At 37.1% G+C, this 25,975-nt stretch carries 21 protein-coding genes, 2 tRNA genes, 1 other RNA gene and 1 other annotated feature; of the genes, 16 read left to right on the forward strand and 8 right to left on the reverse strand.

Going from position 1 to position 25,975, the window contains the following annotated elements:
* Positions 1-130 precede the first annotated feature (130 nt).
* The 4 genes from guaB (at position 131) to K332_RS0116620 (ending at position 5,320) form a co-directional block, all read left to right on the forward strand.
* Positions 131-1,609 carry an IMP dehydrogenase gene (gene guaB / locus K332_RS0116605; protein WP_026908484.1) on the forward strand — a complete coding sequence of 493 codons (1,479 nt, stop codon included), beginning with the start codon at positions 131-133 and terminating at the stop codon, positions 1,607-1,609.
* A gap of 125 nt (positions 1,610-1,734) precedes the next feature.
* Positions 1,735-3,069 carry a D-alanyl-D-alanine carboxypeptidase family protein gene (locus tag K332_RS0116610; RefSeq protein ID WP_026908485.1) on the forward strand — a complete coding sequence of 445 codons (1,335 nt, stop codon included), beginning with the start codon at positions 1,735-1,737 and terminating at the stop codon, positions 3,067-3,069.
* A gap of 266 nt (positions 3,070-3,335) precedes the next feature.
* Positions 3,336-3,551: a binding site (T-box leader), on the forward strand.
* A 50-nt stretch (positions 3,552-3,601) separates the two neighbouring features.
* The gene (gene serS, locus K332_RS0116615) at positions 3,602-4,876 is read left to right on the forward strand and encodes a serine--tRNA ligase (RefSeq protein ID WP_026908486.1); all 1,275 of its coding nucleotides are present in this window, start codon (positions 3,602-3,604) and stop codon (positions 4,874-4,876) included.
* A gap of 351 nt (positions 4,877-5,227) precedes the next feature.
* Positions 5,228-5,320 (forward strand) — tRNA-Ser (locus K332_RS0116620).
* 467 nt (positions 5,321-5,787) lie between these two features.
* Here the strand turns inward: K332_RS0116620 and K332_RS0116625 are convergent.
* From K332_RS0116625 to K332_RS0116635, 3 genes are all read right to left on the reverse strand, one after another.
* On the reverse strand, positions 5,788-6,480 hold the full coding sequence (locus K332_RS0116625) for a GTP pyrophosphokinase (RefSeq protein WP_084288080.1): 693 nt from the start codon (positions 6,478-6,480) through the stop codon (positions 5,788-5,790).
* A 466-nt stretch (positions 6,481-6,946) separates the two neighbouring features.
* The gene (locus K332_RS0116630) at positions 6,947-7,633 is read right to left on the reverse strand and encodes a deoxynucleoside kinase (RefSeq protein WP_026908488.1); all 687 of its coding nucleotides are present in this window, start codon (positions 7,631-7,633) and stop codon (positions 6,947-6,949) included.
* Positions 7,634-7,671: 38 nt separating this feature from the next.
* Entirely contained in the window at positions 7,672-8,316 is a 645-nt protein-coding gene (locus K332_RS0116635) for a deoxynucleoside kinase (RefSeq protein ID WP_026908489.1), read from the reverse strand.
* Positions 8,317-8,486: 170 nt separating this feature from the next.
* Between K332_RS0116635 and K332_RS0116640 the strand changes: the two genes are divergently transcribed.
* The 4 genes from K332_RS0116640 (at position 8,487) to acsA (ending at position 11,278) form a co-directional block, all read left to right on the forward strand.
* Positions 8,487-8,559 (forward strand) — tRNA-Arg (locus K332_RS0116640).
* A gap of 118 nt (positions 8,560-8,677) precedes the next feature.
* On the forward strand, positions 8,678-8,866 hold the full coding sequence (locus K332_RS22805; protein ID WP_036689160.1) for a hypothetical protein: 189 nt from the start codon (positions 8,678-8,680) through the stop codon (positions 8,864-8,866).
* Positions 8,863-9,327 (forward strand): endolytic transglycosylase MltG, encoded by a 465-nt coding sequence (locus tag K332_RS0116650; RefSeq protein ID WP_026908490.1) that lies wholly within the window; start codon positions 8,863-8,865, stop codon positions 9,325-9,327. The genes K332_RS22805 and K332_RS0116650 overlap by 4 nt, the downstream gene beginning before the upstream one ends.
* A gap of 235 nt (positions 9,328-9,562) precedes the next feature.
* On the forward strand, positions 9,563-11,278 hold the full coding sequence (gene acsA / locus K332_RS0116655; protein WP_026908491.1) for an acetate--CoA ligase: 1,716 nt from the start codon (positions 9,563-9,565) through the stop codon (positions 11,276-11,278).
* A gap of 37 nt (positions 11,279-11,315) precedes the next feature.
* Here acsA and K332_RS0116660 read toward each other — a convergent pair whose 3' ends face one another.
* The gene (locus K332_RS0116660; RefSeq protein ID WP_026908492.1) at positions 11,316-12,920 is read right to left on the reverse strand and encodes a glycoside hydrolase family 43 protein; all 1,605 of its coding nucleotides are present in this window, start codon (positions 12,918-12,920) and stop codon (positions 11,316-11,318) included.
* A gap of 110 nt (positions 12,921-13,030) precedes the next feature.
* On the reverse strand, positions 13,031-14,206 hold the full coding sequence (locus K332_RS0116665) for an ROK family transcriptional regulator (RefSeq protein WP_026908493.1): 1,176 nt from the start codon (positions 14,204-14,206) through the stop codon (positions 13,031-13,033).
* 157 nt (positions 14,207-14,363) lie between these two features.
* Here K332_RS0116665 and K332_RS0116670 point away from each other — a divergent pair, with 157 nt between their 5' ends.
* From K332_RS0116670 to K332_RS0116680, 3 genes are all read left to right on the forward strand, one after another.
* Entirely contained in the window at positions 14,364-15,665 is a 1,302-nt protein-coding gene (locus K332_RS0116670; RefSeq protein WP_026908494.1) for an extracellular solute-binding protein, read from the forward strand.
* Positions 15,666-15,774: 109 nt separating this feature from the next.
* Positions 15,775-16,653 carry a carbohydrate ABC transporter permease gene (locus K332_RS0116675; RefSeq protein ID WP_026908495.1) on the forward strand — a complete coding sequence of 293 codons (879 nt, stop codon included), beginning with the start codon at positions 15,775-15,777 and terminating at the stop codon, positions 16,651-16,653.
* Positions 16,654-16,664: 11 nt separating this feature from the next.
* A complete protein-coding gene (locus K332_RS0116680) occupies positions 16,665-17,486 on the forward strand; it encodes a carbohydrate ABC transporter permease (RefSeq protein WP_026908496.1) in 822 nt (273 codons plus the stop codon).
* A gap of 30 nt (positions 17,487-17,516) precedes the next feature.
* On the opposite strand, the gene K332_RS0116685 is transcribed toward K332_RS0116680, so the two are convergent.
* Positions 17,517-18,149: a YesL family protein gene (locus tag K332_RS0116685; protein ID WP_026908497.1), complete on the reverse strand. Its 633-nt coding sequence runs from the start codon at positions 18,147-18,149 to the stop codon at positions 17,517-17,519.
* 137 nt (positions 18,150-18,286) lie between these two features.
* Between K332_RS0116685 and xylA the strand changes: the two genes are divergently transcribed.
* On the forward strand, positions 18,287-19,609 hold the full coding sequence (gene xylA / locus K332_RS0116690) for a xylose isomerase (RefSeq protein WP_026908498.1): 1,323 nt from the start codon (positions 18,287-18,289) through the stop codon (positions 19,607-19,609).
* A 49-nt stretch (positions 19,610-19,658) separates the two neighbouring features.
* A complete protein-coding gene (xylB, locus tag K332_RS0116695; RefSeq protein WP_026908499.1) occupies positions 19,659-21,158 on the forward strand; it encodes a xylulokinase in 1,500 nt (499 codons plus the stop codon).
* 148 nt (positions 21,159-21,306) lie between these two features.
* Here the strand turns inward: xylB and K332_RS0116700 are convergent, their stop codons facing one another.
* Complete coding sequence (locus K332_RS0116700) at positions 21,307-22,596, reverse strand: glycoside hydrolase family 18 protein (protein WP_026908500.1); 1,290 nt, start codon at positions 22,594-22,596, stop codon at positions 21,307-21,309.
* A 99-nt stretch (positions 22,597-22,695) separates the two neighbouring features.
* Positions 22,696-23,229 carry a cysteine hydrolase family protein gene (locus K332_RS0116705; protein ID WP_026908501.1) on the reverse strand — a complete coding sequence of 178 codons (534 nt, stop codon included), beginning with the start codon at positions 23,227-23,229 and terminating at the stop codon, positions 22,696-22,698.
* Positions 23,230-23,286: 57 nt separating this feature from the next.
* Between K332_RS0116705 and tadA the strand changes: the two genes are divergently transcribed.
* The 3 genes from tadA (at position 23,287) to dnaX (ending at position 25,962) form a co-directional block, all read left to right on the forward strand.
* Entirely contained in the window at positions 23,287-23,769 is a 483-nt protein-coding gene (gene tadA, locus K332_RS0116710) for a tRNA adenosine(34) deaminase TadA (protein ID WP_026908502.1), read from the forward strand.
* A gap of 64 nt (positions 23,770-23,833) precedes the next feature.
* Positions 23,834-24,099: signal recognition particle sRNA large type (ffs, locus tag K332_RS23730), an RNA gene on the forward strand.
* Positions 24,100-24,276: 177 nt separating this feature from the next.
* Positions 24,277-25,962 carry a DNA polymerase III subunit gamma/tau gene (gene dnaX / locus K332_RS0116715; protein ID WP_026908503.1) on the forward strand — a complete coding sequence of 562 codons (1,686 nt, stop codon included), beginning with the start codon at positions 24,277-24,279 and terminating at the stop codon, positions 25,960-25,962.
* The last annotated feature ends 13 nt before the right edge of the window (positions 25,963-25,975 follow it).

A 25,975-nucleotide genomic window follows, 5' to 3' on the forward strand; every position in this document is an offset into this window, starting at 1 on the left:
AAATCAGTTATTGAAAATATCATCTGGTTGGCGTATTGTAAATAACAATAGATATACGTACTAGCTTTTCCAGGATTTATTTTATTATTCTATTACCTTAGTTCTGACATTATAAAAGGAGGATTTTTTTATGAGAAAGGATAAGTTTACGAAAGAAGGATTAACTTTTGACGATGTATTACTGATACCTGCGAAATCTGAGGTTTTGCCTCGTGAGGTCGATCTTAGTACTACTTTAAGCCCTACTTTAAAACTAAATGCTCCATTAATTAGTGCAGGAATGGATACTGTTACCGAAGCTGGCATGGCGATTGCTATGGCACGACAAGGCGGCCTTGGAATCATTCATAAAAATATGTCTATTGAAGAACAGGCTGAACAGGTTGATCGGGTAAAACGTTCAGAAAGTGGTGTTATTACTAATCCATTTTTCTTAACACCAGAGCATCAGGTATTCGCTGCAGAGCATTTGATGAGTAAATATAGAATCTCTGGCGTACCAATTGTAAATAATGAAGAAGAACAAAAGCTTGTCGGTATTATTACGAATCGTGATTTACGTTTCATTCAAGACTACTCGTTGTTAATTTCTGATGTGATGACAAGTGAAAATCTTGTTACTGCACCAGTTGGAACAACGCTAAATGAAGCAGAACATATTCTTCAGCAATATAAAATTGAAAAATTACCTCTAGTAGATGATCATGGTGTCCTTAAAGGGTTAATTACGATTAAGGATATTGAAAAGGTTATTGAATTTCCAAATGCTGCAAAAGATGCACAAGGTAGGTTACTAGTTGGAGCGGCAGTAGGTGTTACTGGTGATTCTATGTCTCGTATTGAAGCATTAGTTAATGCCGGTGTAGATGCTATTGTTATCGATACTGCACATGGACATTCTCAAGGGGTATTAGACCAATTGAAAAAAGTTCGCGAAGCCTATCCTGACCTTAATATTATCGCTGGTAATGTTGCTACTGCAGAAGCAACGAAGGCATTAATTGAAGCAGGTGCTACCATTGTCAAAGTTGGAATTGGACCAGGCTCTATTTGTACGACAAGGGTCGTAGCTGGTGTTGGGGTACCGCAAATTACTGCTGTGTACGATTGTGCTACAGCTGCCGCTGAATATGGCGTCCCAGTTATTGCAGATGGTGGGATTAAGTATTCTGGTGATATTGTTAAGGCTCTTGCTGCCGGTGCACACGCTGTTATGCTAGGTAGTATGTTTGCAGGTGTAACAGAAAGCCCTGGTGAAATGGAAATTTATCAAGGCAGGAGATATAAAGTATATCGTGGTATGGGTTCAGTTGGTGCGATGAAGGCAGGCTCTAAGGACCGCTATTTCCAAGATGGCGAAGTAGAAACGAAAAAACTTGTACCAGAAGGAATTGAAGGTAGAGTTGCCTATAAAGGGCCACTCTCTGATACCGTACACCAATTACTTGGGGGATTACGATCAGGTATGGGATACTGTGGAACTTCATCAATTGAAGCCTTGCGAACAGAAGGACAATTTGTACGGATTACTAATGCTGGCTTAAAAGAAAGCCATCCACATGATGTTCAAATTACAAAAGAAGCTCCAAACTACTCCTTAAAAGGGTAAATATTACGATTAGATTAAACAATAGATGGGCGCTCATGCCTGTCTATTTTTTTGTTTCAATATATGGTAAAATACTAGAGGTGTTCTAAAAAAATATACAAAAATATAAGGGTGGAGGTAAAAAAGTGAAACAGATCTATTCCAAAATAGTAATGATGTTTCTAGCTGTACTTATCGCAACGACATCATTTATAACACAACCATTGAATACACAGGCAGCCGATTTAGAATTAGATGCTGAGTCAGCTATATTAGTTGATGCAGAATCAGGGAAGGTGTTATTTGCAAAAAACCCTGATATGGCACTTCCACCAGCAAGTATGACGAAAATGATGACGGAATACCTTGTTTTGGAAGCTATTGAAAACGGGGAAATTACATGGGAAACAACTACTCAAATTAGTGATTATGCATACGGCATTTCAGCAAATCCTAATTTTTCAGGTATAGGATTGACACAAGATAAAGGCTACACAGTTAAAGAATTATATGAAGCAATGGCTATTTTCTCAGATAACGGTACAACCATTGCACTTGCAGAGTTAATTTCAGGTTCCGAAGGGGAATTTGTTAAGAAGATGAATCAAAAGGGAGAGGAAATGGGTCTTCCAGATTTTAAATTTGTTAACGCATCGGGACTTGATAATGAAACGTTAGGTGAAAACCACCCTGAGGGTACAGATCCAAATGGAACAAACCTATTGTCTGCTAGATCACTTGCTCTTTTAGCATACAATCTAATCAAAGATTATCCACACGCTCTTGATATTTCCAGCCGAATTGAGGATGACTTTGAAGGATATACGGTTGAGAACTTAAACTGGATGTTACCACATGAAGCAAGCTATTTAAAACAGTTTTACTATGAAGGAATGGATGGCCTAAAGACAGGTTATACAGGCCTTGCTGGCTATACCTTTACTGGTACAGCAGAACGTAATGGCAGCCGATTAATATCCGTTGTTATGCGAACAGAGAGTAAGTCTGCTCGTTTTGTACAAACAGCAAAATTATTGGATTATGGATTCGGTCAATTTGAAGAAACAGAACTGTTTGCAAAAGGATTCCAGCTTGAAGGAAAAGAAACGCTACCAGTTGCAAAAGGAAAAGAAGATACAGTAGAAATCTCTACAAATGAAGCCTTCACTAGTCCAATAAAAAAAGATGAAGAAGAACTTTATAGTGTTGAATACAGTATTAGTAAAGATAAGTTAAATAAAGAAGGAGAAGTAATCGCTCCTATAAAAAAAGGCGACAAAATTGGAACAGCAACACTAGATTATACTGGTGAAGACGATAACGGGTACATCTTTAACAGCAAAACCCAAACCGTCGACATCGTCGCAGAACAAACCGTCGAAAAAGCCAACTGGTTCATGCTAACCCTAGGAGCAATCGGCGACTTCTTCAGCGGAATCTTCACATCCATAGTAGATACAGTTAAAGGATGGTTTTCTTAAGTTTTAATTAATGTTTTTTAGATGTAATTAGTATTAATTTTTATTGCACCGAGCGGCGGGAATATACGAAGACTCCTGCGGGAGGACAGGCATAGGTGAGACCCCACAGCGACGAAGGAGCGAGGAGGCTCACCAGCCGTCCGCGGAAAGCGAAGTATATTCCCGCCGCGGTCACGGCCAGAAAGCTATGATTTTTCACCGTAAAGAATAATACTTGCACTTTAAACAAAAATTAGCTATGATAATGAATAATTAAAAAATAATTTCCAACAGTAATGACAGGAAATAGTAACAATACCGTTTTCCAAAGAGAGTCGATGGCCGGTGAGAATCGACGAAAACCTATTGTGAATCCATCCTTGAACTGGTTTACCGAAACAATAGTAAGTAAACCCGGTTACGTACCGTTAACACGTCTAAGCCGGAAGAGGTAACTCTTCAACAAGGGTGGCAACGCGGGAATTAATACTCTCGTCCCTATTTCTAGGGACGGGAGTTTTTTGTATTCAAAAATGAATAGGAGGAATTACCAATGTTAGACATGAAGTATTTACGTAACAACTTTGAAGAGGTAAAAGCAAAACTACAACATCGTGGAGAAGATTTATCAGAACTTGACCACTTTGGCGAATTAGATGTCCGCCGACGAGAATTAATTAATAAAACGGAGATTCTAAAGGCCAAGCGTAATGAAGTTTCTAAGCAGATTTCTCAAGCTAAGAAGGAAAAGAAGGATGCAGAAGCGGCTATAAAAGAAATGCGTGAAGTAGGCGATCAAATCAAAGAATATGATGAAGAATTAAGAGAAATAGAAGCTTCTTTAGAAACGATTATGCTATCTATTCCTAATATCCCACATGAAAGTGTACCCGTTGGTGAGGATGAAGAAGATAATGTAGAAGCACGTATTTGGGGAAAGGTTCCTTCATTTAGTTACGAAGCACAAGCACATTGGGATGTTGCAACAAATCTAGACATTATTGATTTTGAAAGAGCTGGTAAGGTAACTGGAAGTCGCTTTGTTTTTTATAAAGGACTTGGAGCAAGACTGGAACGTGCACTGTGGAGCTTTATGATGGACTTACATTCTGATGTACATGGTTACACAGAAATGTTACCACCACAAATAGTGAATCGAGCAAGTCTGACTGGTACGGGACAATTACCAAAGTTTGCAGAGGATGTATTTAAACTATCTGATACCGATTACTTTTTAATTCCAACAGCAGAAGTCCCAGTAACCAACTATCACCGTGATGAAATATTACGTGTAGAGGATTTACCTAAAAAATATGCAGCATTTAGTGCAAATTTCCGTTCAGAAGCAGGTTCTGCAGGACGTGATACTCGTGGATTAATTCGCCAACACCAGTTTAATAAAGTCGAATTAGTTCAATTTGTTAAGCCGGAAGATTCTTATGCAACTTTAGAGGAGTTAACAGGGCATGCAGAAAAAGTATTACAACTACTTGGGTTACCATACCGTGTGATGAGCATGTGTACTGGTGATTTAGGATTTACAGCAGCGAAGAAATATGACATTGAAGTATGGATTCCAAGTCAAAATATGTATCGTGAAATATCTTCATGCTCTAACTTTGAGGACTTCCAAGCAAGACGTGCGGGTGTTCGTTTTAGAAGAGAAGCTAATGGAAAGCCCGAATTTATTCATACATTAAATGGATCTGGATTAGCAATAGGACGAACAGTTGCAGCCATCTTAGAAAATTACCAGCAAGAAGATGGAACAGTAAAAGTTCCTGATGTTCTTGTTCCATATATGGGCGGCGTAGAAGTAATTAAATAGAAAGTCAGTCCCTCACCGATAGTATGGTAAAGCGGTGAGGGCTTTTCTTTCTTAAGTTGTTTATACAGCACAAATAGCCCTGATAGAAGCTATCATAAATTAGTTCACTCTAGCTTTCGGTGTAAATAATAATAAGCAACACAGGCTCAGTTCATTCGTACTATAGGGAAAGTTTTTTTTAGAAGATAATATATATGTAGTTGCCTAACAAAGGAAGAGCAAGTTTATTTAATTAAAATTCATAAATAGTCATTCAAATGGGAAAATATTTTTATTTCCTTTTACGAAAATAAATAGACAAATTCAATTGACATTAAAATTTAAATCCTGTATATTAATATTTGTTGCTACGGAGGTATACCCAAGTCTGGCTGAAGGGATCGGTCTTGAAAACCGACAGGCGGGTCAAACCGCGCGGGGGTTCGAATCCCTCTACCTCCTCCATTCTAATAAGCGCATAAATATTGGAGATATGGAAACCACTACAGAAAATGTAGTGGTTTTTTTTGATAGATGAGAAAGTATAAAGATATGGCTTTGTTAAGTTCTTGTGTAGGAACAGCCACGTCTCACTCCGCACCCAGAGACTAGCGGACTTCCCTCACCTCCGTACGATAAAGAAGACTTGCCGATTGGCTTTGACAGAGGCTTAGTCGCACTTATACCCTTGTGGTGAAAGTCAACATCGACTCCCTACGGTCGTCGTGTTTCCTTTATCTCCTACGGGGAATGGACTACTAAAACCGCCACTTTGCGTGGCAACGCAGTCCCACCCTGCATGGCAGGGCGCAGTCCGTAGTCCCTAACCGGGTGCTTGCGCTTTTGTTCATAGATAAGAAAGTATTCCGTCTACTTACGAGGGACAAATATAATTTCTCATAAGCAGGCGGTTCACTGTAAGTTAATTGAAGTTATTGTTGCTCATCCTTTAAAAGGGACTCTAAAAACACAGATGGAAGATGAAACTTCTCATTATTTATCTGTAATAAACTTAAATCCTCATTAGTATTAGCTCCCTTTACTATTTTCATTTCATTATGGAGCTTTTCCATTCGGTAATCCAAATCAGTAGCTACCTCTGCAGCATTTGTTAACTCATTTAATATAGACTTAGGAATATCTTTATTATATTTATAGTAAATTTTATGCTCTAAGCTAGCCCAGAAGTCCATCGCAACCGTTCTAATTTGGATTTCAACCAATACACTTTCCGTTCGGTCTGATAGGAATACAGGAATGGATAGAATTAAGTGAAGACTACGGTATCCATTCGGTTTCGGATTTTTAATATAATCTTTTGTCGATATGACAGTTACGTCCTCTTGCTGATGAATCATGTTACTAACCATATAAATATCTGACACAAAGGAGCAGACGATTCGGATACCTGCGATGTCATGAATGTTTTCCTTTATGGATTCTATCGAGAAAGGAATATTCTTTCGATAAACTTTATTTAAGATACTTTCTGGTGATTTTAGACGTGAATTAATATGTTCAATTGGATTGTATTCATGTATATTTTGAAACTCTTCTTGGAGAATTTTAAGTTTCGTATTCATTTCATCAAGACCAAATTTATAGTTCATCATAAAACGGGTCATTTCTTTCCGTATTAGTTTCAATTGCTGTAGCTTGCTTGCTTCTATTTCCAAAAAAACAACTTCCTTTCTTTCTATATAGCTTTATTATACAACAGGAGTACAAAACTATATTAGTGGAAATACGTAATCAAAAGAAAAGACGAAATCCTAATTACGATTTCGTCTTTTTAGAAAGATAAGAAAGTATAAATTTTTGACTTTATTAAGTTCTTGTGCAGGAACAGCCACGTCCAGCTCCAGCGCCCAGGGACTAGCGAGACTTCCCTCGCCTTCGTACGATAAGTCAACATCGACTCCCTACGGTCGTCGTGTTTCCTTTATCTCCTACGGCTCAGTCCAGTCCGTAGTCCCTAACCGGGCGCTTGCGCTTTTGTTCGTAGTTAGGAAAGTATAAAAAAACTTTCCGCCGACATAAGAAAAGCTAACACATTCGCAAAAGGACGAGCGAATGTGTTAGCTTTTCTAATTATTTCTTGATAAGTTCTCTAGTTTCCCAACGTCTTGATTGTTGAATGAAATGTCCAACTTTCTCAAGGATTGGTTCAATCGATGTTTCTTCATTCATTAAATCATAATCAGAAATATTAATACGTAAGATAGGACATGCATTAAAGTTATTAATCCAGTTTTCATAACGGTTGTACATTTCTTCCCAATACGCAATTGGAGTGCTTTTCTCCATTTCTCGACCGCGTTCCTGAATTCGACTCAACACTTCATCAAACGAGCCTTCTAAATAAATAAGCAAGTCTGGATGTGGAAAATAAGGTGTCATCACCATGGATTCAAATAGGCTAGTATACGTTTCATAATCCGTTTTAGACATCGTGCCATTTTCGAAATGCATCTTTGCAAAGATACCAGTATCTTCATAGATGGAACGATCTTGAATAAATCCACCACCATATTCAAAGATTTTCTTCTGTTCCTTAAAGCGCTCTGCTAAGAAGTAAATCTGCAAATGAAAACTCCAACGTTCAAAATCATCATAGAACTTTTCAAGATATGGATTGGTATCCACCTTTTCAAATGATGTTTTGAAATTTAATGCATTTGCTAGAGCTTTTGTCATGGTAGACTTTCCAACACCAACCGTTCCAGCAATCGTAATAATACTATCATTTGGTATTAGGTACTTTTCTCGTAAATTCATTACTTGATCTCCTTTATAAGGGCTTAATAATTAGGATATTATTTCGCAACAGATTCTAAAGAATGTAGCTGCTTTTGTACTTGTTCTATTATAGCCTCTAAATCAGCTTGTTTTTTTACAAAGTCCATTTCATCCCCATTAATCCGAATAACTGGGATATTGGGATGCATGATTTCAAATTCATTCATATAAGCTTCATAGTCCGCCGCAAGCTGAGCTAGGTAAGAAGCCTTTATATTTTGTTCAATCTCTCTACCACGAAGTTTAATCCGATCTAAAATCGTATCCAGACTAGCATGCAAATAAATCATCATATTAGGAACAGGCATATCTGCTGTTAGGATATGATAAATTTGCTCGTATTTTTCAAACTTATCCGCTTGAAGTGTTCGCTTTGCAAAAATCATATTTTTAGAGATATGATAATCAGCAACGACAGGCTTATTCTGTGTTAAATACTTCTTATCTATATCTTCCAGTTGTTTAAATCGATTACATAGGAAAAACATTTCCGTTTGAAAACTCCACTCATCGATATCATCATAAAATTTACCCAAGAATGGATTTTCTTCAACAATTTCTTTTAATAAATGGAAATCAAAGTGATCAGATAGCTTTTTTGCTAGTGATGTTTTTCCAATACCAATTGGTCCTTCAATTGCTATAAATGGGACTCCTGCCATCCTAGTTCCCCCAATCAAAAAAATGAAATACTGACATATCTTCTAATTTTACCATACTATAGAGAAGCCTTCTATACTAGATTTTGGAAGAAATTTTAGGTATTCTAAGTAAAGTATTTTGTATTTATTCACCAGTTTTTGTATAATAATCATTGTTCCTATTTTAATTAGCCCTCGTAGCTCAGGGGATAGAGCATCGGTTTCCTAAACCGTGTGTCGCAGGTTCGATTCCTGCCGTGGGCATCATTTGAAGATATTCCTTATACGTAATATTTAATTTGATGTATACTAGAACACTGGATAGACTATTTTAGTCGGATTCGGTGTTTTTTATGTTAAAAAGAAAAATTGAGGTGGAAAAATGTTAGTAGCAATTATTTTATTAGTTGTTTTTGCCTTATTAGTATTTCTAATATCATTTGGAGTTAAAAAGTTCGACGCGGAAGCAAACTATGATGAATTAAGCACCAAGCAAACAGTGGAATTTTATAAGATAAATAAGCGATTGAAGGTATTAGAAGAAGAGTTAATGGTGGAATATAAAGAATGAGAGATTTATTACGAGGGATTACATTAGGTGTTTTATTAGCTACCGGTATACTTGCGTTTGTTTATTACACAAATCCTCAAGAAGTCATTGTTAAGGAAAAGGATTACACGGTCGAAGCTGCGGTTTCCTATTTGGAAAAGCAAGATTATGAAGTGGTTAAGAAAGATCCAGTAAAACCTAATATCTCACAACCGGAGGATATAGAAGAAACAGAAAATGTAGAAAAGGAAACAGAGAATTCCGTTGAAGAGAAAGAAATGGAATATCAATTAGTAATTGAACGAGGGATGTCTTCCATAACCGTAGCTGAACTTCTGTATAAAAATGGAATGGTAGATGATGCTAGTAAGTTCAACGATTACTTAGAAGAAAATGACTTTGAAGGAATTATTCGTGTTGGTACATATCAATTAAATGAACAAATGAGTTATGAAGAAATAGCAATAAAGATAACAAACTAAGAAGCGTCAGTAAATTACATAGTGAAAAATTGTGTGACCTCTTTAGTAGATTACTAGAGAGGTTTTTAGTATAGGAATCAAATCTAATTCATACTAATTAATAAAAAATTCTATCAAATTAGCAATAACTACTTTTAAAATGTCACAAAATGTTCTAAAATATGAAGTGAGATTTCAAATATTTCATAATTAATTAAATGTAATCGGTTTCAAATTTCAAAAATGAGGTGATAGGATGGATATGCAACGTATACCTGCTAAAGAAGGTAACTACAATTTACAGAACTATAATGAGACGCGAGCAACATTTAAATGGGAAGATGTTCATGGGAATTTTTCCTGGAATGAAACGGGAAAAGTAAACATTGCTTATGAGGCAATTGACAAACACGCAGAAAACCCAGCTAAAAAAGACCAGGTTGCTCTTTTATACTCTGCACCAGGTAGAGAAGAGTCCTTAACCTTTGGGCAAATTAGTAAAGAGAGTAACAGATTTGCTAATGTGTTAAAGAAATATGGTGTAAACAAAGGGAACCGTATTTTCTTGTTTATGCCAAGGAGTCCTGAGTTTTACGTAAGTTTATTTGGTATCTTGAAAACGGGTGCTATTGCAGGGCCATTATTTGAAGCATTTATGGAGCAAGCCGTTCGAGATCGTATTCAGGATAGTGAAGCAAGTATACTTGTAACAACTCCTGATTTACTAGAGCGGGTTCCGCAAAAGGAATTACCATCTTTAGAGAAAGTAATTTTAGTCGGAAATCGTAGTGAAGAGTCTGATACCTATATTGATTATTATAGCGAGATGGAAATGGCTAGTGAGCACTTTGATATAGAATGGGTAGACTTGGAGGACGGCATGGTACTCCACTATACATCTGGATCTACTGGCAAACCAAAAGGTGTATTACATGTTCACAATGCAATGATTCAGCATTATGTGACAGGAGAGTGGGTACTTGACCTTAAAGAAGATGATGTTTATTGGTGTACAGCAGACCCAGGATGGGTAACTGGGACTAGTTATGGTGTTTTTGCCCCTTGGTTACATGGCGTCACCAATGTAGTTCGTGGTGGACGTTTTACACCGGAGGATTGGTATGGAACGTTAGAAAAGAACAAGGTAACGGTTTGGTACACTGCTCCTACAGCATTGCGTATGTTAGTTAGTGCCGGAGAAGACTTGGTTAAAACATATGACTTTTCATCGTTACGCCATCTTATGAGTGTTGGTGAGCCGTTGAATCCAGAGGTCGTAACATGGGGACTAAGAGCATTCAATCTACGTATTCATGACACGTGGTGGATGACAGAGACAGGGGCACAACTAATTGTAAATCTACCCTCTGAGGAAATTCGCCCTGGTTCTATGGGAAAACCAATTCCAGGTATTGAGGCATCTATTGTCGATAATGAGGGAAATGAAATACCACCCAATCAAATGGGCAATTTAGCAATTAAAGCAGGTTGGCCATCTATGATGCGTGCGATTTGGAATAATCAAAGTAAGTTTGAAAGCTACTTTATTAATGGCTGGTATGTATCTGGCGATAGTGCGTATCGTGATGAAGATGGTTACTTTTGGTTCCAGGGCCGACTTGATGATGTCATTAATACATCGGGTGAGCGTGTAGGACCGTTTGAAGTGGAAAGTAAGTTAATTGAACATCCAGCTGTAGCAGAAGCGGGTGTAATTGGAAAGCCACATCCAGAACGTGGAGAAATTATCAAAGCATTTATCACGTTAAATCCTGGTTACAAGGAGTCTCCTGAACTATTAGAGGATATCCGTACATTTGTAAAAACGGAATTAGCTGCCCATGCAGCACCCCGTGAAATGGAAGTGCGTGATACGATTCCAAAAACTCGAAGCGGGAAGATCATGCGTCGATTATTGAAATCTTGGGAGCTTGGTCTTCCAACTGGTGATACTTCTACTTTGGAAGCATAAAAATAATCCTCCAGTATAGAACTGGAGGATTATTTATCTAATAACTATATTTAAAGTAATCAAAATCAGCATGTTTATTCATACCAGAAGTGTCCTGACAATGCATTCCAACAAATGCCCCCGTAAAGAACCCACCACCATGAATGTAATCATCCGATAATTTATAAGACTCAAATGGAATAGGAATCTTTATCCAATCATCTCCATTAAAAGAATAAGAGTATTCATATCGGTTGGTTTGTACTTCAACACGTAAATAGACATAGTCTACATAATTTGGAATACCAATTTCCTTACCATTAAGAGGCTGATCAAAGGTAAAGTTGTCACAAGTCGTAATATCCAGAATCCGTCCTTTTTCTTCATTCCAAGTAATCGTTAGTGTTGTCCAGTTCTGTGTGTTGTAATAGTTTACTAGACCGGCTGACTGTTGGAATGATTCAGGTTGGAATGCTACTTTTGTCTCTGCTACAAAATTAAAATGTTGCCATCTTCTTGCGATGAAGCTTTGAGTAAACTTTGAGGTAAGTGATTCTTTTCCATATAATCGTAAATGCCCTGGATTATCTTTTAAGGAGGCAATGCTCTTATCTAATGGAATCCTTAAACTCTGGAAATGCAAATTCAGTTCCTTTGAATTAAAATCATCTATTTCCTCATAGTCTCTTTCCCACACAACTTCTTCTATTTTTGGACCTTCTATTTCTAATGAAGGTTGATTACCACCGATTACATATGGCCAATCATCTCGCCACTCTAATCGCTGAATGGCTGTTTCCCTACCAAGTGGACAATACCCTCTTGGATCTAGTAATGGCTGATTATCCTTTGGTAATGGGCGACCGGTTAAGTGTACTAAAAACCATTCATCTGTATGGGTTTGTACCATGGATGCATGCCCAGCTTTCTGTAGTGGGTTTCTGGGAGACAGGAATGACGTAATTAATGGGTTCTCTGGATGTACTTCATATGGACCCCATAAATCCTTTGAACGTGCTATCGTAGCTTGATGATCATATTTTGTTCCCCCTTCTGCAGTAAGAAGATAGTAGTAGCCATTTATTTTATATAGATGAGGTGCTTCAGTAAGCTTGATATCTGTTCCCTTAAAAATTATTTTGGAAGGTCCAATAAGTTTTTGATTCTCTACACAATATTCTTGCATGACAATTCCGTAGAAATTATGGTGACCAACCCGGTGGTCCCATAACATGTTAACAAAATATTTCCTTCCATCCTCATCATGGAATAATGATGGGTCAAATCCAGAACTATTAATGTGAATCGGTTCAGACCATTCACCATCGATAGAATCACAGGTTACGAGATAATTATGGCAATCCTTCCACTGCCCTTCTGTAACCTTCACATCAGTATAAATCAGCCAAAACTTACCATCACTATAACTGAGAGCAGGCGCCCATATTCCACCCGAATCAGGGTTACCTATCATGTTAAGCTGACTTATTCTATTTAACGGTCTTGATACAAGGCGCCAATTCTTTAAGTCTTTAGAATGATAGATTCCTACACCAGGGAACCACTCAAATGTAGAGACAGCGATATAATAGTCTTCCCCTGCACGACAAATACTTGGATCTGGGTTAAAGCCAGTTAAAATTGGATTATGAATAGTTGCCACTTTTGTTCCTCCTCTATATTAATAAAATTGAATGCGCTTACCTTTTTTTATAAAAACTTCTCTCCAAATGTAAGGGCCATCTGGAGAGATAGTAATTAATTCTGGCTGTCTTAAATTATAAGTAAAAAATTCTCAACAGAAAATGCTGCGATACCTAATGCAGTAGAGTGTGTTGTTAGTTCAGAAAAGTTAATTTCTAAGTCCTGTTGTTGGAACCAAAGTGTTTGTCTTCGTATTCGTTCCATCAATGGCTCCATTAACCATTCCTTCGCATATGCCATGCGATTACCAATAATGACTTGTTCAGGATTAAATATGTTGGTGATATTATTAATACCAACACCTAAGTAATCTCCTATTTGGTTGAATAATTCAATTGCCTCGGTATTTCCCTCATTAGCAAGATCAATTAGGCTTTCCAGTGTATGTTCCTTTTCAGCAGGTATAGGCAAGCCCATGTTTTCTGCACTTTTCACTAATGCTTGTTCTGATGCATATAATTCCCAGCATCCTTCATTTCCACAACGACATTTGGTTCCATTTATTTCGATTGTCATATGTCCTAGTTCACCTGAAAAACCATTATTCCCACGATATAGTTCTCCATTAAGGATAAGACCAACACCGATACCAATTCCAACACTTACATAGATAATTTGATTAAAGTCTTTCCCAGCTCCAAACTTCTTTTCTCCATACGAACCAGCATTTGCCTCATTTTCAATGACAACAGGTAACGAATATTTTTCTTCGATTAGTGATTTGAGATCAACGTTTTTCCAACCAAGGTTTGGTGCAAGTAAAATTTCACCACTTTTATTAACAGTACCTGGTACTCCAATCCCAATCCCAATTACCCCGTATGGACTTGCTGGAGCATTATTTTTTAAGTAATCAATGATTTGAAATAACTCAATTACTATTTCTTCATAAGACATATTTTTAAACTTTATTTGTTTCTCTAAACAAATATTTCCTTCTAGGTCAGTTAATACACCAAGTAGGTAATTAACACCTAAGTCAATTCCAATGGAATAGCCTGCTAGTTGATTGAAAAGTAGCATGACAGGTCTTCTCCCACCACTTGATTCCCCAGGGCCAGATTCATAGATTAATTGTTCCTCTAGAAGATCACTTACAAGAGAAGATACAGTTCCTTTGTTCAATCCAGTCATATTTGCAATAGCTGCCCTAGAAATTGGGGAGTTGTTCCGTATGGTTCTTAATACTAATGATTTGTTTTCTTTTTTTACAACATGCTGATTCCACGTTTTAGTCTTCATCATTTTCAAGCATCACTCTCTAAAAGTTTTATTTTAGTATATCATTATATAAATTTATTATAAACTTAGTTTATCCACTAGACAAACAAAATGTTTTTTGCTAATCTTTACTTAAGCTTAGTAATAAGCCATAATATTTAAAAAATTAGGGGGGTTAGTAATGAAAAATAAGAAAGCGATTACATTTTTGGTTGTTATACTGTTTTCAGTTGCATTTGTGCTAGGGGCATGTGGTGATGACAAGACCTCGGGAACTGATGGGGATTCGAAGGTAATTAAGTTCATGCACTTGTGGCCAGAGGGAAGTTCAAAAACACATAATGAAATAGTAAACGAGATTATCGCAAATTTTGAAAGTGAAAACCCAGGTGTAAAAGTTGAATTAGAAGTTTTGAGTAATGAACAATACAAGGATAAGATTCAAGTATTATCCACATCAGATGAATTACCAGATGTAGGGATGACATGGGCAGCGGGATATTTAGAGCCTTATGTAAATGGTAAGAAATTTGCTCCTTTGGATGATTTGTTAGCGGGGGATTTAGCGGATAGTTTTGTGGCGGGGACTGCCGAAGCCTATGCAATAGATGGTAAAACATATGGTTTACCATTGGAGCTCAATATTGCAACGATATTTTATAATAAGCAAATTTTCGATGAGTATGGTCTTGAAGAACCAAGTACACTTGATGAATTAGAGGAAGTTATCCAAACATTAAATGATAATGGTATCGCTCCAATCGCACTTGGTAATAAAGACCGATGGACAGGTTCTTTATGGTATATGTATTTAGCTGACCGAATTGGTGGTTCTGATGTATTAACGAATGCAATCAATCGTACTGGAACTTTTGAGGATCCAGCATTAGTACAGGCTGCAGAGGAAATTCAAAATTTAGTAAATATGGATGCTTTCGTAAAAGGATTTAATGGATTAGCGGATGAAGAAGCAAAAAGTATGTTTATGAACGAGCAATCGGCAATGTATCTAATTGCTACTTGGGATTTACCAAACTATACAACGAATGAAGATGTACCACAGGAATTTAGAGACTCTGTAGGGTATTTTCATTTCCCGACAGTGGATGGCAAAGGCGATATGAATAGCTTTGTTGGTGGTCCTGGAGTAGGGTTATTTGTATCTGAAAATTCTGATGTTAAAGAAGAAGCAAAGGAATTTGTTTCCTTCTTTGTTCAACAATGGGGAGAAAAATCTGTAACACAAGCTGGTGTAATCCCAGCAACTAAACTGGATGTAGCATCTTTAGAACTACCTCAAATGTATGTAGATGTATTAGAGAATCTTAACGCAGCAAGTAATCTAACTTTATTTGCAGATGTTCAAATGAGTCCTGATGCGGCACAAGTTCATTTAGATATGATTCAAGCTATATTTGGAAATGAAGCAACACCAGAAGAATTTACGAAAGCACATGAGGATGCCTTATCAGCAGAAGAGTAGGCAAATATATAGCATTCTAGAGTCGTAAATCCAGTGATTAAGTGAAAAGGACTTTATCCTTACATCTGGATAGTCCTTTTCTATTTTAAACGATATGGGGTTGAAAGAAATGAACAAAGTTATGTCCAATAAATGGGTAATTACATTATATGTTCTTCCTGCACTCCTTTTAATTGCCATACTAGTATTTATCCCATTAATCCTAACAGGATATTATGGGCTCATGGACTGGGACGGCGTTGGAGAAATGTATTTTATTGGGCTAGAAAATTATGTAACCGCCCTACAAGATATGAAATTTTGGGATAGCGCCTGGCATTCTTTTTTATTAGCAATTTTTTCAACACTTAGCCTAGCAATTTACTTAGCAATTTCACTTATTTTAGCTTCGAAAATAAGAGGTGCAAACTTGCTCCGGAAAATTTACTTGATTCCAATGCTTCTATCTTCTGTAGCAATTGCACAGCTTTGGATAAAGGTATTTAATCCAACAAACGGTATGTTAAATCATATTCTTATAGCATTAGGAGTGGAAAATCCCCCTGCATGGCTGGCTGATACTTCTATTGTGTTATTTGCAATATTTGTTCCTATTTTATGGCAATATGCGGGTTTCTATATTTTGATTTATTATGCAGCATTAAAAAATATCCCTGAATCAATTATTGAAGCTGCGAGGATTGATGGGGCATCTCCTTTACAAATTGCATATCGAATTAAATTACCATTAATAATGGGAGTTATAAAAGTAACAATTGTTCTTGCTGTTGTTGGTTCTTTGAAGTACTTTGACCTTATTTATGTCATGACTGGTGGAGGACCAAATGGTGCCAGTGAGGTTATGGCATCGTATATGTATAAACTGGCTTTTTCAAGTAAGGACTTTGGTTATGGTAGTGCAATTGGCTTCTTATTATTAGTTATTACACTGATTGTTACAGTAATCATCCGTAAAGTCACTGCATCAAAAGAAGAAATTCAATATTAGGGAGGGGTTTTATGAAACGTATCGGCTACTTTGTTTTGTACATTTGTTTAGGGGGCGTTGCACTGTTTCAGGTATTCCCAATCATCTGGTTATTCCTTTTCTCCTTAAAGGATAATCGTGAAATATTTTCAGGTTCTCCGTTCGCCCTACCTTCCGAGTTCAGATGGGAGAACTATGTAAAAGTATGGGAAGGTGGAATTGGTACATATTTTTGGAATAGTATTTGGATAACTTCAGTAGCGATTATTATTACTGTTCTGTTTGCAAGTATGGCCACTTTTGCGATTACTAGGATGAAATGGAAGCTAAGTAAGCCTGTATTAGGGTTATTCATGGTTGGGCTAATGATTCCAATTCATTCTGCAATCATCCCATTGTTTAGTATGTTTTTAAATATAAATTTAATTGATAACCCATGGTCTATTGTTATTACATACACAGCGTATAATCTACCAATTACCATTATGATACTGCTAGGATTTTATTACACGCTACCACGAGAAATAGAAGAAGCTGCCATCATCGATGGTTGCTCCATTAACCGCATGTTTTTTAAAATCATATTACCAATGACAGCACCGGTATTATCTACAACCGTTATCATTAATATGATCTACAATTGGAATGAATTTGTGTTTGTTAATACGTTTATTAGTTCGGATGCATATAAAACGCTAACTGTCGGAATTCAAAATTTTATTGGCCAGTATATGACAGACTGGGGTGCGATTGGTGCAACATTAATTATAAGTGTATTACCAATACTTTTAGCATTCCTCTTCTTCAGCAATAAAGTGGTCGAAGGAATTTCTGCAAGCGCTGTGAAAGGATAGGAAATGTATACCTTGTTTTTAAAAAAAAGATTAAGAAGTGGCTTTGTAATCTGCCTTTCTCTGTTCAACTTTGCGAAATGTGTGTAGGGAAAGCCACATACAAATAAAGGCATAGACACTTCCGCCAAAGATAAACAATAGTGCAGGAATGAACATCACAAGAAAATAAGCTGATACTAAACAAACTAAGATTAGAAAACCATTTATTGGATTTATAAGCATGATTAGAAATGCGTTTTTCAGTAATGGGAATACTTTTAAATCATAATGTACAAATGCGGGAAAAAGATAGAATGAAAATAATATAAAAAGTAGCATAAATGAAAATAACGGAATCAATATCCAAGAATATGACTCATTCACAACGTATTGAATGAAGAAAAAATCAATTCCGATTAGGGCAGTGATTAAAACGATAATGATTCCGACTCTATTACTCTTTATAAATTCACTCTTATAATGCGTCCAAAATGACTTGAAAATAGGGATATCGGGTTTCCCTAGTAACCACTCTCGTGTAACTGCAAACATTGCAATAGTAGAAGGGAAAAAGCCGAATATGATTCCCCCTAATATGGTAAAGAAGATCCACAGTAGATTAACGTAAGCGAGTCTAGTAATCCATTCTAATATGCTATAAATCTTACTACTAGTGTAATTCATGTATGTAACCTCCTTAATGGCTAGGTTGTGTTCATAGGTTTATTTTACATGAAGGATTCATATAAATATAGTAAATTTACGAAGTTTGTTTAATGGATGGATTAAGTTGCAAAATTTAAATTCTGGAGGTAAGTAGAATGTCCTATTTCAAAACAATAAACAAAATAGCCTATGAAGGTCCATTATCTAAAAACCCTTATGCTTTCAAATTTTATAATCCGGATGAAAAAATAGGGAATCGTACAATGGAAGAATTCTTACGGTTTGGAGTTGCATACTGGCATACATTTACTGAGGATTTATCCGATCCTTTTGGTCTAGGTACTGCGATTCGGCCATGGGATAACTATACTGGCATGGATTTAGCAAAGGCAAGAGTGGAAGCTGCCTTTGAATTTTTTGAAAAATTAGGTGTTCCTTATTTTTGCTTTCACGATGTCGATATTGCACCAGAAGGAAGCACGTTAAGAGAATCAAATCAAAATTTAGATACGATTGTTGCATTAATTAAAGATTATATGAAGGATAGCAAAACAAAATTATTATGGAACACCGTGAATAATTTTACGCATCCACGCTTTGTGCATGGTGCTGCGTCATCAAATAATGCGGATGTTTTTGCGTATTCTGCAGCAAAAGTTAAAAAGGGTTTAGAGATTGGAAAAGAGCTAGGAGCTGAAAACTATGTATTCTGGGGTGGTCGTGAAGGATATGAATCACTGCTTAATACAGATATGAAGCTGGAATTAGATAATCTTGGCCGTTTCTTCCATATGGCAGTAGACTATGCAAAAGAAATTGGTTTTGATGGACAATTCTTAATTGAACCTAAACCAAAGGAACCTACGACACATCAATACGACTTTGATGTTGCTAGTGGGTATGCATTTCTGCAACATTATGATCTCCATGAACAATTTAAATTTAATATAGAAGCGAACCATGCCACGCTTGCTGGTCATACCTTTGAACATGAACTTCGATATGCACGAGTAAATGGAATGTTAGGCTCTGTGGATGCAAATCAAGGACATCCTTTATTAGGATGGGATACGGATGAGTTTCCATCAGATTTATATACTACAACTCTAGCAATGTATGAAATTATTAAAAATGGTGGTCTTGGCCGTGGTGGACTAAACTTTGATGCAAAGGTTCGGCGTGGTTCCTTTACGCCTGAGGATTTATTCCATGCTCATATTGCTGGTATGGATAGCTTTGCAGTTGGTCTAAAGGTTGCCCAGCGATTAATTGATGACAAGGTATTCGATAATTTTATTGAGGATCGTTATAGCAGTTTTAAAGAAGGTATCGGCCTTGATATCGTGGAGAATAAAGCAGATTTCCGACAATTAGAAGCTCATGCATTAGGATTAACAGAAATTAAGCATACATCCGGTCGATTAGAATTAATCAAGGCAACCATTAATCAATATTTATTAACGATATACGCTGAATAGTAATGTAATAGTCAGGGGGACAGTCCCCCTATAGTAATGAGGTGCTGCCATGAAATATGTAATTGGTATTGATTTAGGAACAAGTTCGGTGAAAATTATACTCGTTAATCAGTTGGGAATAGTTATAGATGAAGTCTCTAAAACATACCCTTTGATTCAAGAAAGGTCTGGATATAGTGAACAAAACCCTGAGGACTGGGTACATCAGACAATCGATGGCTTGGCAGATATACTAAAAAGATTTGATGGAGATCGTGAAGAAATAGAAGGAATTAGTTTTTCAGGACAGATGCACGGCCTTGTATTACTTGATGCACAACAGAAGGTATTACGAAATGCAATTCTTTGGAATGATACAAGAACAACTGTTGAATGTCAGGACATTTATGATGCGGTTGGTGAAGAACGGTTACTGGAGATTACGAAGAATCCGGCATTAGAGGGATTTACATTACCAAAGCTCCTATGGGTGAAAAAGCATGAGCCGGATATTTTTCGAAAGGTTAGCAATTTTATTTTGCCAAAAGACTATGTTCGCTACAGACTTACTGGGCAGTTGCACATGGAATATTCAGATGCAGCAGGAACATTATTGTTAAATGTTAGTGATAAAACATGGAGTAGGGAAATATGCGACATGATTAATGTTGATATAGAGCTTTGTCCACCTTTAGTTGAATCCCATCAACAGGTAGGGATGATTCTAGAAGATATTGCAAATAAAACGGGATTATCTCCATCAACTAAAGTATTTGCAGGTGGTGCAGATAACGCTTGTGGTGCAATTGGTGCAGGCATATTAGAGGATGGAAAAACATTATGTAGCATAGGTACTTCTGGTGTTGTTCTTTCTTATGAGGCTAGTCAAGAGAAGGACTTCGAGGGAAGAGTTCATTATTTTAACCATGGTATGACGGATGCTTATTATACTATGGGCGTGACACTTGCAGCAGGGTATAGCTTAACATGGTTTAAAGATGTTTTTGCGAGTAATGAATCATTTGAGGAAATACTTGAGGGTGTTGGTTCTGTTCCGGTAGGATCTAATGGATTAGTATTTACACCGTATATTGTTGGAGAAAGAACCCCACATGCGGATGCAACTATTCGTGCAAGTTTTGTAGGAATGGATAGTTCACATGAGCGTAAACACTTTATCCGTTCTGTACTAGAAGGAATAACATTTTCCTTAAATGAGTCTATAGAAATATTTAGGCAAAGTGGGAAAAGGATTGACACCATCATATCGATTGGTGGTGGTGCGAAGAATGATGAGTGGCTTCAAATACAGGCAGACATTTTTAATGCAACAATGGTACGACTTAGCAGTGAACAAGGGCCAGGAATGGGAGCAGCAATGCTTGCAGCATATGGAAGCGGCTGGTTTGATTCATTAAGGGATTGTGCAGAGCAATTCTTAATAGAGGAACATACAGTTACTCCAATTCCAGAAAATGTAGTGAAATATAAGGAGTTATTTACGCTATATAAAGAGGTTTATAGGAAAACCAAGGAATTAAATAATCGATTAGCAATGTTTCGAAGTTAAAGAAAGAACAAAGGCTATGGGATAGCCTTTGTTCTTTCTTTTGACTTTAAGTAGTACCATTATGTCTTAAAAGTAACTATAGTACGATGAAGATAAACCTCATCCGTATTCAAGTTCATATCTAATAAAATGGTTAAGGCCTTTCACCTCACCCTGACTTCTTCACGATATTAAAGTTATCTTGTAGTAATAACCAATTTTGTGGGAAAGCAAGCCCTAGCTTCCAGTAACTAATGCCACGTAATTCGAGTTCCTTAATCATGTCAAACTTAGCTTGTATCGAGCGTGCATCTTCAAACCAAACCTCATGCTGTTTACCTTCATTCCAGTAATTAAAAAATGGCGCTTGGGCTGTTGTATTGTACTGAATGGCAGCATTATGCTCTCTAGCAAGTGTAATAGCTTGCTGCGGGCTTACAGCACGCGCATATTGTCCACCTGGAACAAAAGGAAGTGTCCAATCATAACCATATAAATTTTGACCTAATAATATTTTACTTGCAGGCATCTCAGTTAGGGCGTAATTTACTACCCGGCGGACCTGATCAATTGGTGATACTGCCATAGCAGGGCCCCCACTATAGCCCCATTCATAGGTCATAAGAACAACGAAGTCTGCTACTGCCCCGATTGCCCCATAATCATGTGCTTCATACCACGCACCCTCTTGCGTTGCGCTTACCTTAGGTGCAAGTGCAACGGACATTAGAAGACCTTCCGCAGATAAACGTTCCTTTGCTTTGGCTAAAAATGTACTATAGGCATCCCGGTCCTCAGGAGGCAAAAATTCAAAATCAAAATGGACATCAGTAAAGCCAACCTGATGGGCAGTGTTTACAATATTGTCTAGTAATCTATTTTGTACCTCTTGAACGGTAACGACAATATGCCCAAGCTCTGCACTAAAAGCTCCTTCTTCAAGCGTTGTAACAACCATCATTAGATTGGCATTGTTGGCATCAGCGATTTCCTTGAATTTATTTAGAGGTGGAGCAGCCAAGCTTCCATCTCGATTAACTTGGTAACTAAAAGGTGCAAGGTAAGTTAAATAAGGAGTATTTTTTCTTGCAGCGTTTTCCAAAGCCTCAGAAACAGTTCCACCAATAGGTTCGATATAGGCATTGGAGATAATATCCCGTTTTGGTCTAGGTGGTATATATAATCGTAACCCAACATTAAGTGGACTGTTTACTGGGATATTATTTATCCTAGCGAGTTCTTGATAGGATATTCCAAACCGTGCAGCAATTGAAAATAAACTATCTCCCGGTTGAACAAAATAAAAGCTCCCTACAATTGGGATAACTAATGCTTGCCCAACAACAAGCTGGTTTGGAGCATCTAATTCATTTGCATTACTTATTGCATCAACGGTTGTACCGTATGTACCAGCAATGGAAAATAGAGAGTCCCCCTGTGCGACAACATGAATTTGCATATTCTCCCTCCTTAAAAATCAGATTCAAGTCAAAACTTGAATTCATGACTAATGTCTCTATATACAAATTTATGAAGGGAGCATGTAAGTTATGTCTATTTAAATCGGGGTGATTTTTGCTTTCATTACAGATTCCATTAAATAAAGTGCATAATCATTCCCGTTCTTCTCTTCTGAAGCCATACAATTTTTTGGTATATGCATCGCAAATTTATGCATATAAGCATCTTTTGCAGTGAATAGTACACAAATATCTCCTGCAATTCCGGCTAATATAAGGGTTGTTTTCCCTAACTCGTCTAAAAGTGATTTGAGTGGAGTTTGAAAAAAGGCTGAATGCTGTGGTTTAATAAAAAAGAAATCATTTGCTGTTGGTTTTATTTGTTCGATCATATGGTTATTCATTTCATTTGTACAATGCTTTACAATGGAATGGGCATCTGTTTGCCATAAACCATAATGGTCATTTACATAAATTACTGGAAGTTGATATTCTCTTGCAACATGACGTAGTTTGATAAGGTTTGGCAAAATTTCTTCTGTGTGAGAGCGTAATTTCTCGCCTCCATCAAATTGAAAATCATTAATTAAATCGATAAATATAATGGCAGTTTTAGCAAATTGATCTTCCAAATGATGTACACCTCCTATAGGCTATGAATTAATAGTATTAATAAATTGAAATAGATTATGCAAGAGAGTAGTGATGAAGTGACGGATGAACACTATATGCAACTAGCAATAGAACAAGCTAAAAAGGCATTGGAAAAGGATGAAGTTCCTATCGGGGCAATTATTGTCCATCAGGATGAAGTGATAGCTAGTGGTTTTAATGTTAGGGAAAAATCACAGGAGACATTATCCCATGCAGAGCTTATTGCTATTCAACAAGCGAATAAACGAATTGGAAGCTGGCGTTTGGAAGATTGTACATTATATGTAACGCTTGAACCATGTCCAATGTGTGCTGGTGCAATCGTGCAATCCAGAATAAAACGGGTTGTCTACGGAGCCACAGATCCAAAAGCAGGTTGTGCAGGTACGTTAATGAACTTACTTGATCAAAAACAGTTTAATCATCAAGCTGATGTTACTTCAGGTGTCATGGAACAAGAATGCAGTGAACTTTTATCAAACTTCTTTAAAGCATTACGAGAAAGAAAAAAGCGATAAATATTCAACCATCATTAGTGGCTGTCCATTGATTTTTTCTCGTATCATGTTATAATAAATATTACCGTGCTAGGCGGGGAGGTAGCGGTGCCCTGTACTCGCAATCCGCTGTAGCGAGGCTGAATCCCCATCACGAGGTGGATGACCGTGTGGTCTGCCTCAAGGGATTGGTGTTGACGTTTAGGTCCTGCGCAACAGAGACCCACGAACCCTGTCAGGTCCGGAAGGAAGCAGCAGTAAGTGGATATCTCTGTGTGCCGCAGGGTCACCTAAACCGAGCCATGAACTTGAGTAACGCATGGGGTCATTTCATCGACGGTGGGTGCACGGCATACATACTTTAATGTAAAACCTCTTGTTTATACAAGAGGTTTTGTCGTACTTCATATTTTACCGCTAACAAAATCCCATGAATTAATGAACATTCCACAATTTCTTTTTCATTATCATTCACATTCCACACTAAAATCGGTATAATTAGGTAGAAATCAATGAGGGGAATCAATTATGAGCTATCAAGCATTGTATCGCACATGGCGTCCGAGAACTTTTGAGGATGTTGTTGGTCAAAGTCATATAACACGAACACTTCAAAATGCGATTGTTCAGGAAAAATTTTCGCATGCGTATTTATTTACTGGTCCACGTGGTACTGGTAAAACAAGTGCGGCCAAAATTTTTGCGCAAACAATTAACTGTGAACATGCTCCAGTAAAAGAGCCATGTAATGAATGTGCTGCATGTCTGGGCATTCGAGATGGTTCTATTTCTGATGTCATTGAAATTGACGCAGCATCAAATACGAGTGTAGATGACATTCGTGAAATTCGCGAAAATGTAAAATATGCTTCCAGCGCTGTTCCATATAAGGTATACATCATTGATGAGGTCCATATGATTTCTGTTAATGCATTTAACGCATTACTGAAAACATTAGAGGAGCCACCAAAGCATGTTGTGTTTATTTTAGCGACTACAGAGCCGCATAAAATACCATTAACAATTATTTCACGCTGTCAACGATTCGATTTTAAACCGATTCCTAATCAAGCAATAGTTGAACGGATGCAGACAATTGTCGAGGCTGAAAGTGTTCCGGTATCTAAAGAAGCCTTTGATGCTGTAGCTTTAGCTGCTGAAGGTGGAATGCGTGACGCGTTAAGCATTCTGGATCAAGCGATTTCCTATAGTGAGGAACGTGTAGAACTAGAGGACGTTCTTGCTGTTACGGGTGGGGTTTCTCAAGAAATTCTAACTAATATTGTAGCATCCATGCACCAGAAGGATGTTCAATCAGCTTTAAAAATGCTCGATCAGCTTATTCAAAATGGGAAAGATCCAGCACGATTTATCTATGATATTATTTACTTCTTACGGGATTTATTGCTGTATAAAAGTGCACCATCTTTAGAGGGGATCTTAGAGAGAGCAATTATCGACGAAGATTTTCAAAAACTTACGTCTGCTGTTCCCGAAGAATGGATACAGCACGCAATTATGCAATTAAACCAATGTCAACAAGAAATGAAATGGTCTAATAATCCAAAGGTCTTTATTGAAATTGCAATGATAACTATTTCGAATCGTTATGAAAGTACAAAGGAAATTACGGATGCTATTTCATCTGATGCTGTTATGCAACTAACCCAAAAGTTAGCCCATTTAGAAAAGGAAATTGCTACTTTAAAACAGGCACCTCCTTTAGTGGGCGGGCAAGCACCGCAGCCTGAAAAGAAAAGACAGCAACAAACAAAGTCTAAAAATAGTTATAAGATTCCATTTGAGCGAATTCGTAATGTGCTAAAAGAGGCACAGAAACCAGCTTTGAAAGAAATTCAATCACAGTGGGCAAACTTTTTAAGTAAGCTCAAATCAACGAGTGCTCCAGCACATGCAACCATTCAGGATGCAAAACCTGCTGCAGCATCTGATTCATCTCTTGTTGTAGCATTTAAATATGAAATACATTGTTCGCTTTTTATGGATAATCGTGAACTAGTAGAATCTATATTAACAAGTGTACTAAATAAAACGTTAACCATTATTCCGATACCGAATCAGGATTGGCAAGAACTTCGGAATGAATATATAAAAAATCAAGAACCATCTAATAGTGGAGAGCAAACTGGAGACCCAGTAGTGGAAGAAGCAAGAAAGCTTTTTGGGGATGACTTGATTGAAATACATGACTAAATAAATTCAAATT

Origin of the sequence: Paucisalibacillus globulus DSM 18846 (genome assembly GCF_000482485.1) — a bacterium.
Taxonomy (GTDB): domain Bacteria; phylum Bacillota; class Bacilli; order Bacillales; family Amphibacillaceae; genus Ornithinibacillus; species Ornithinibacillus globulus.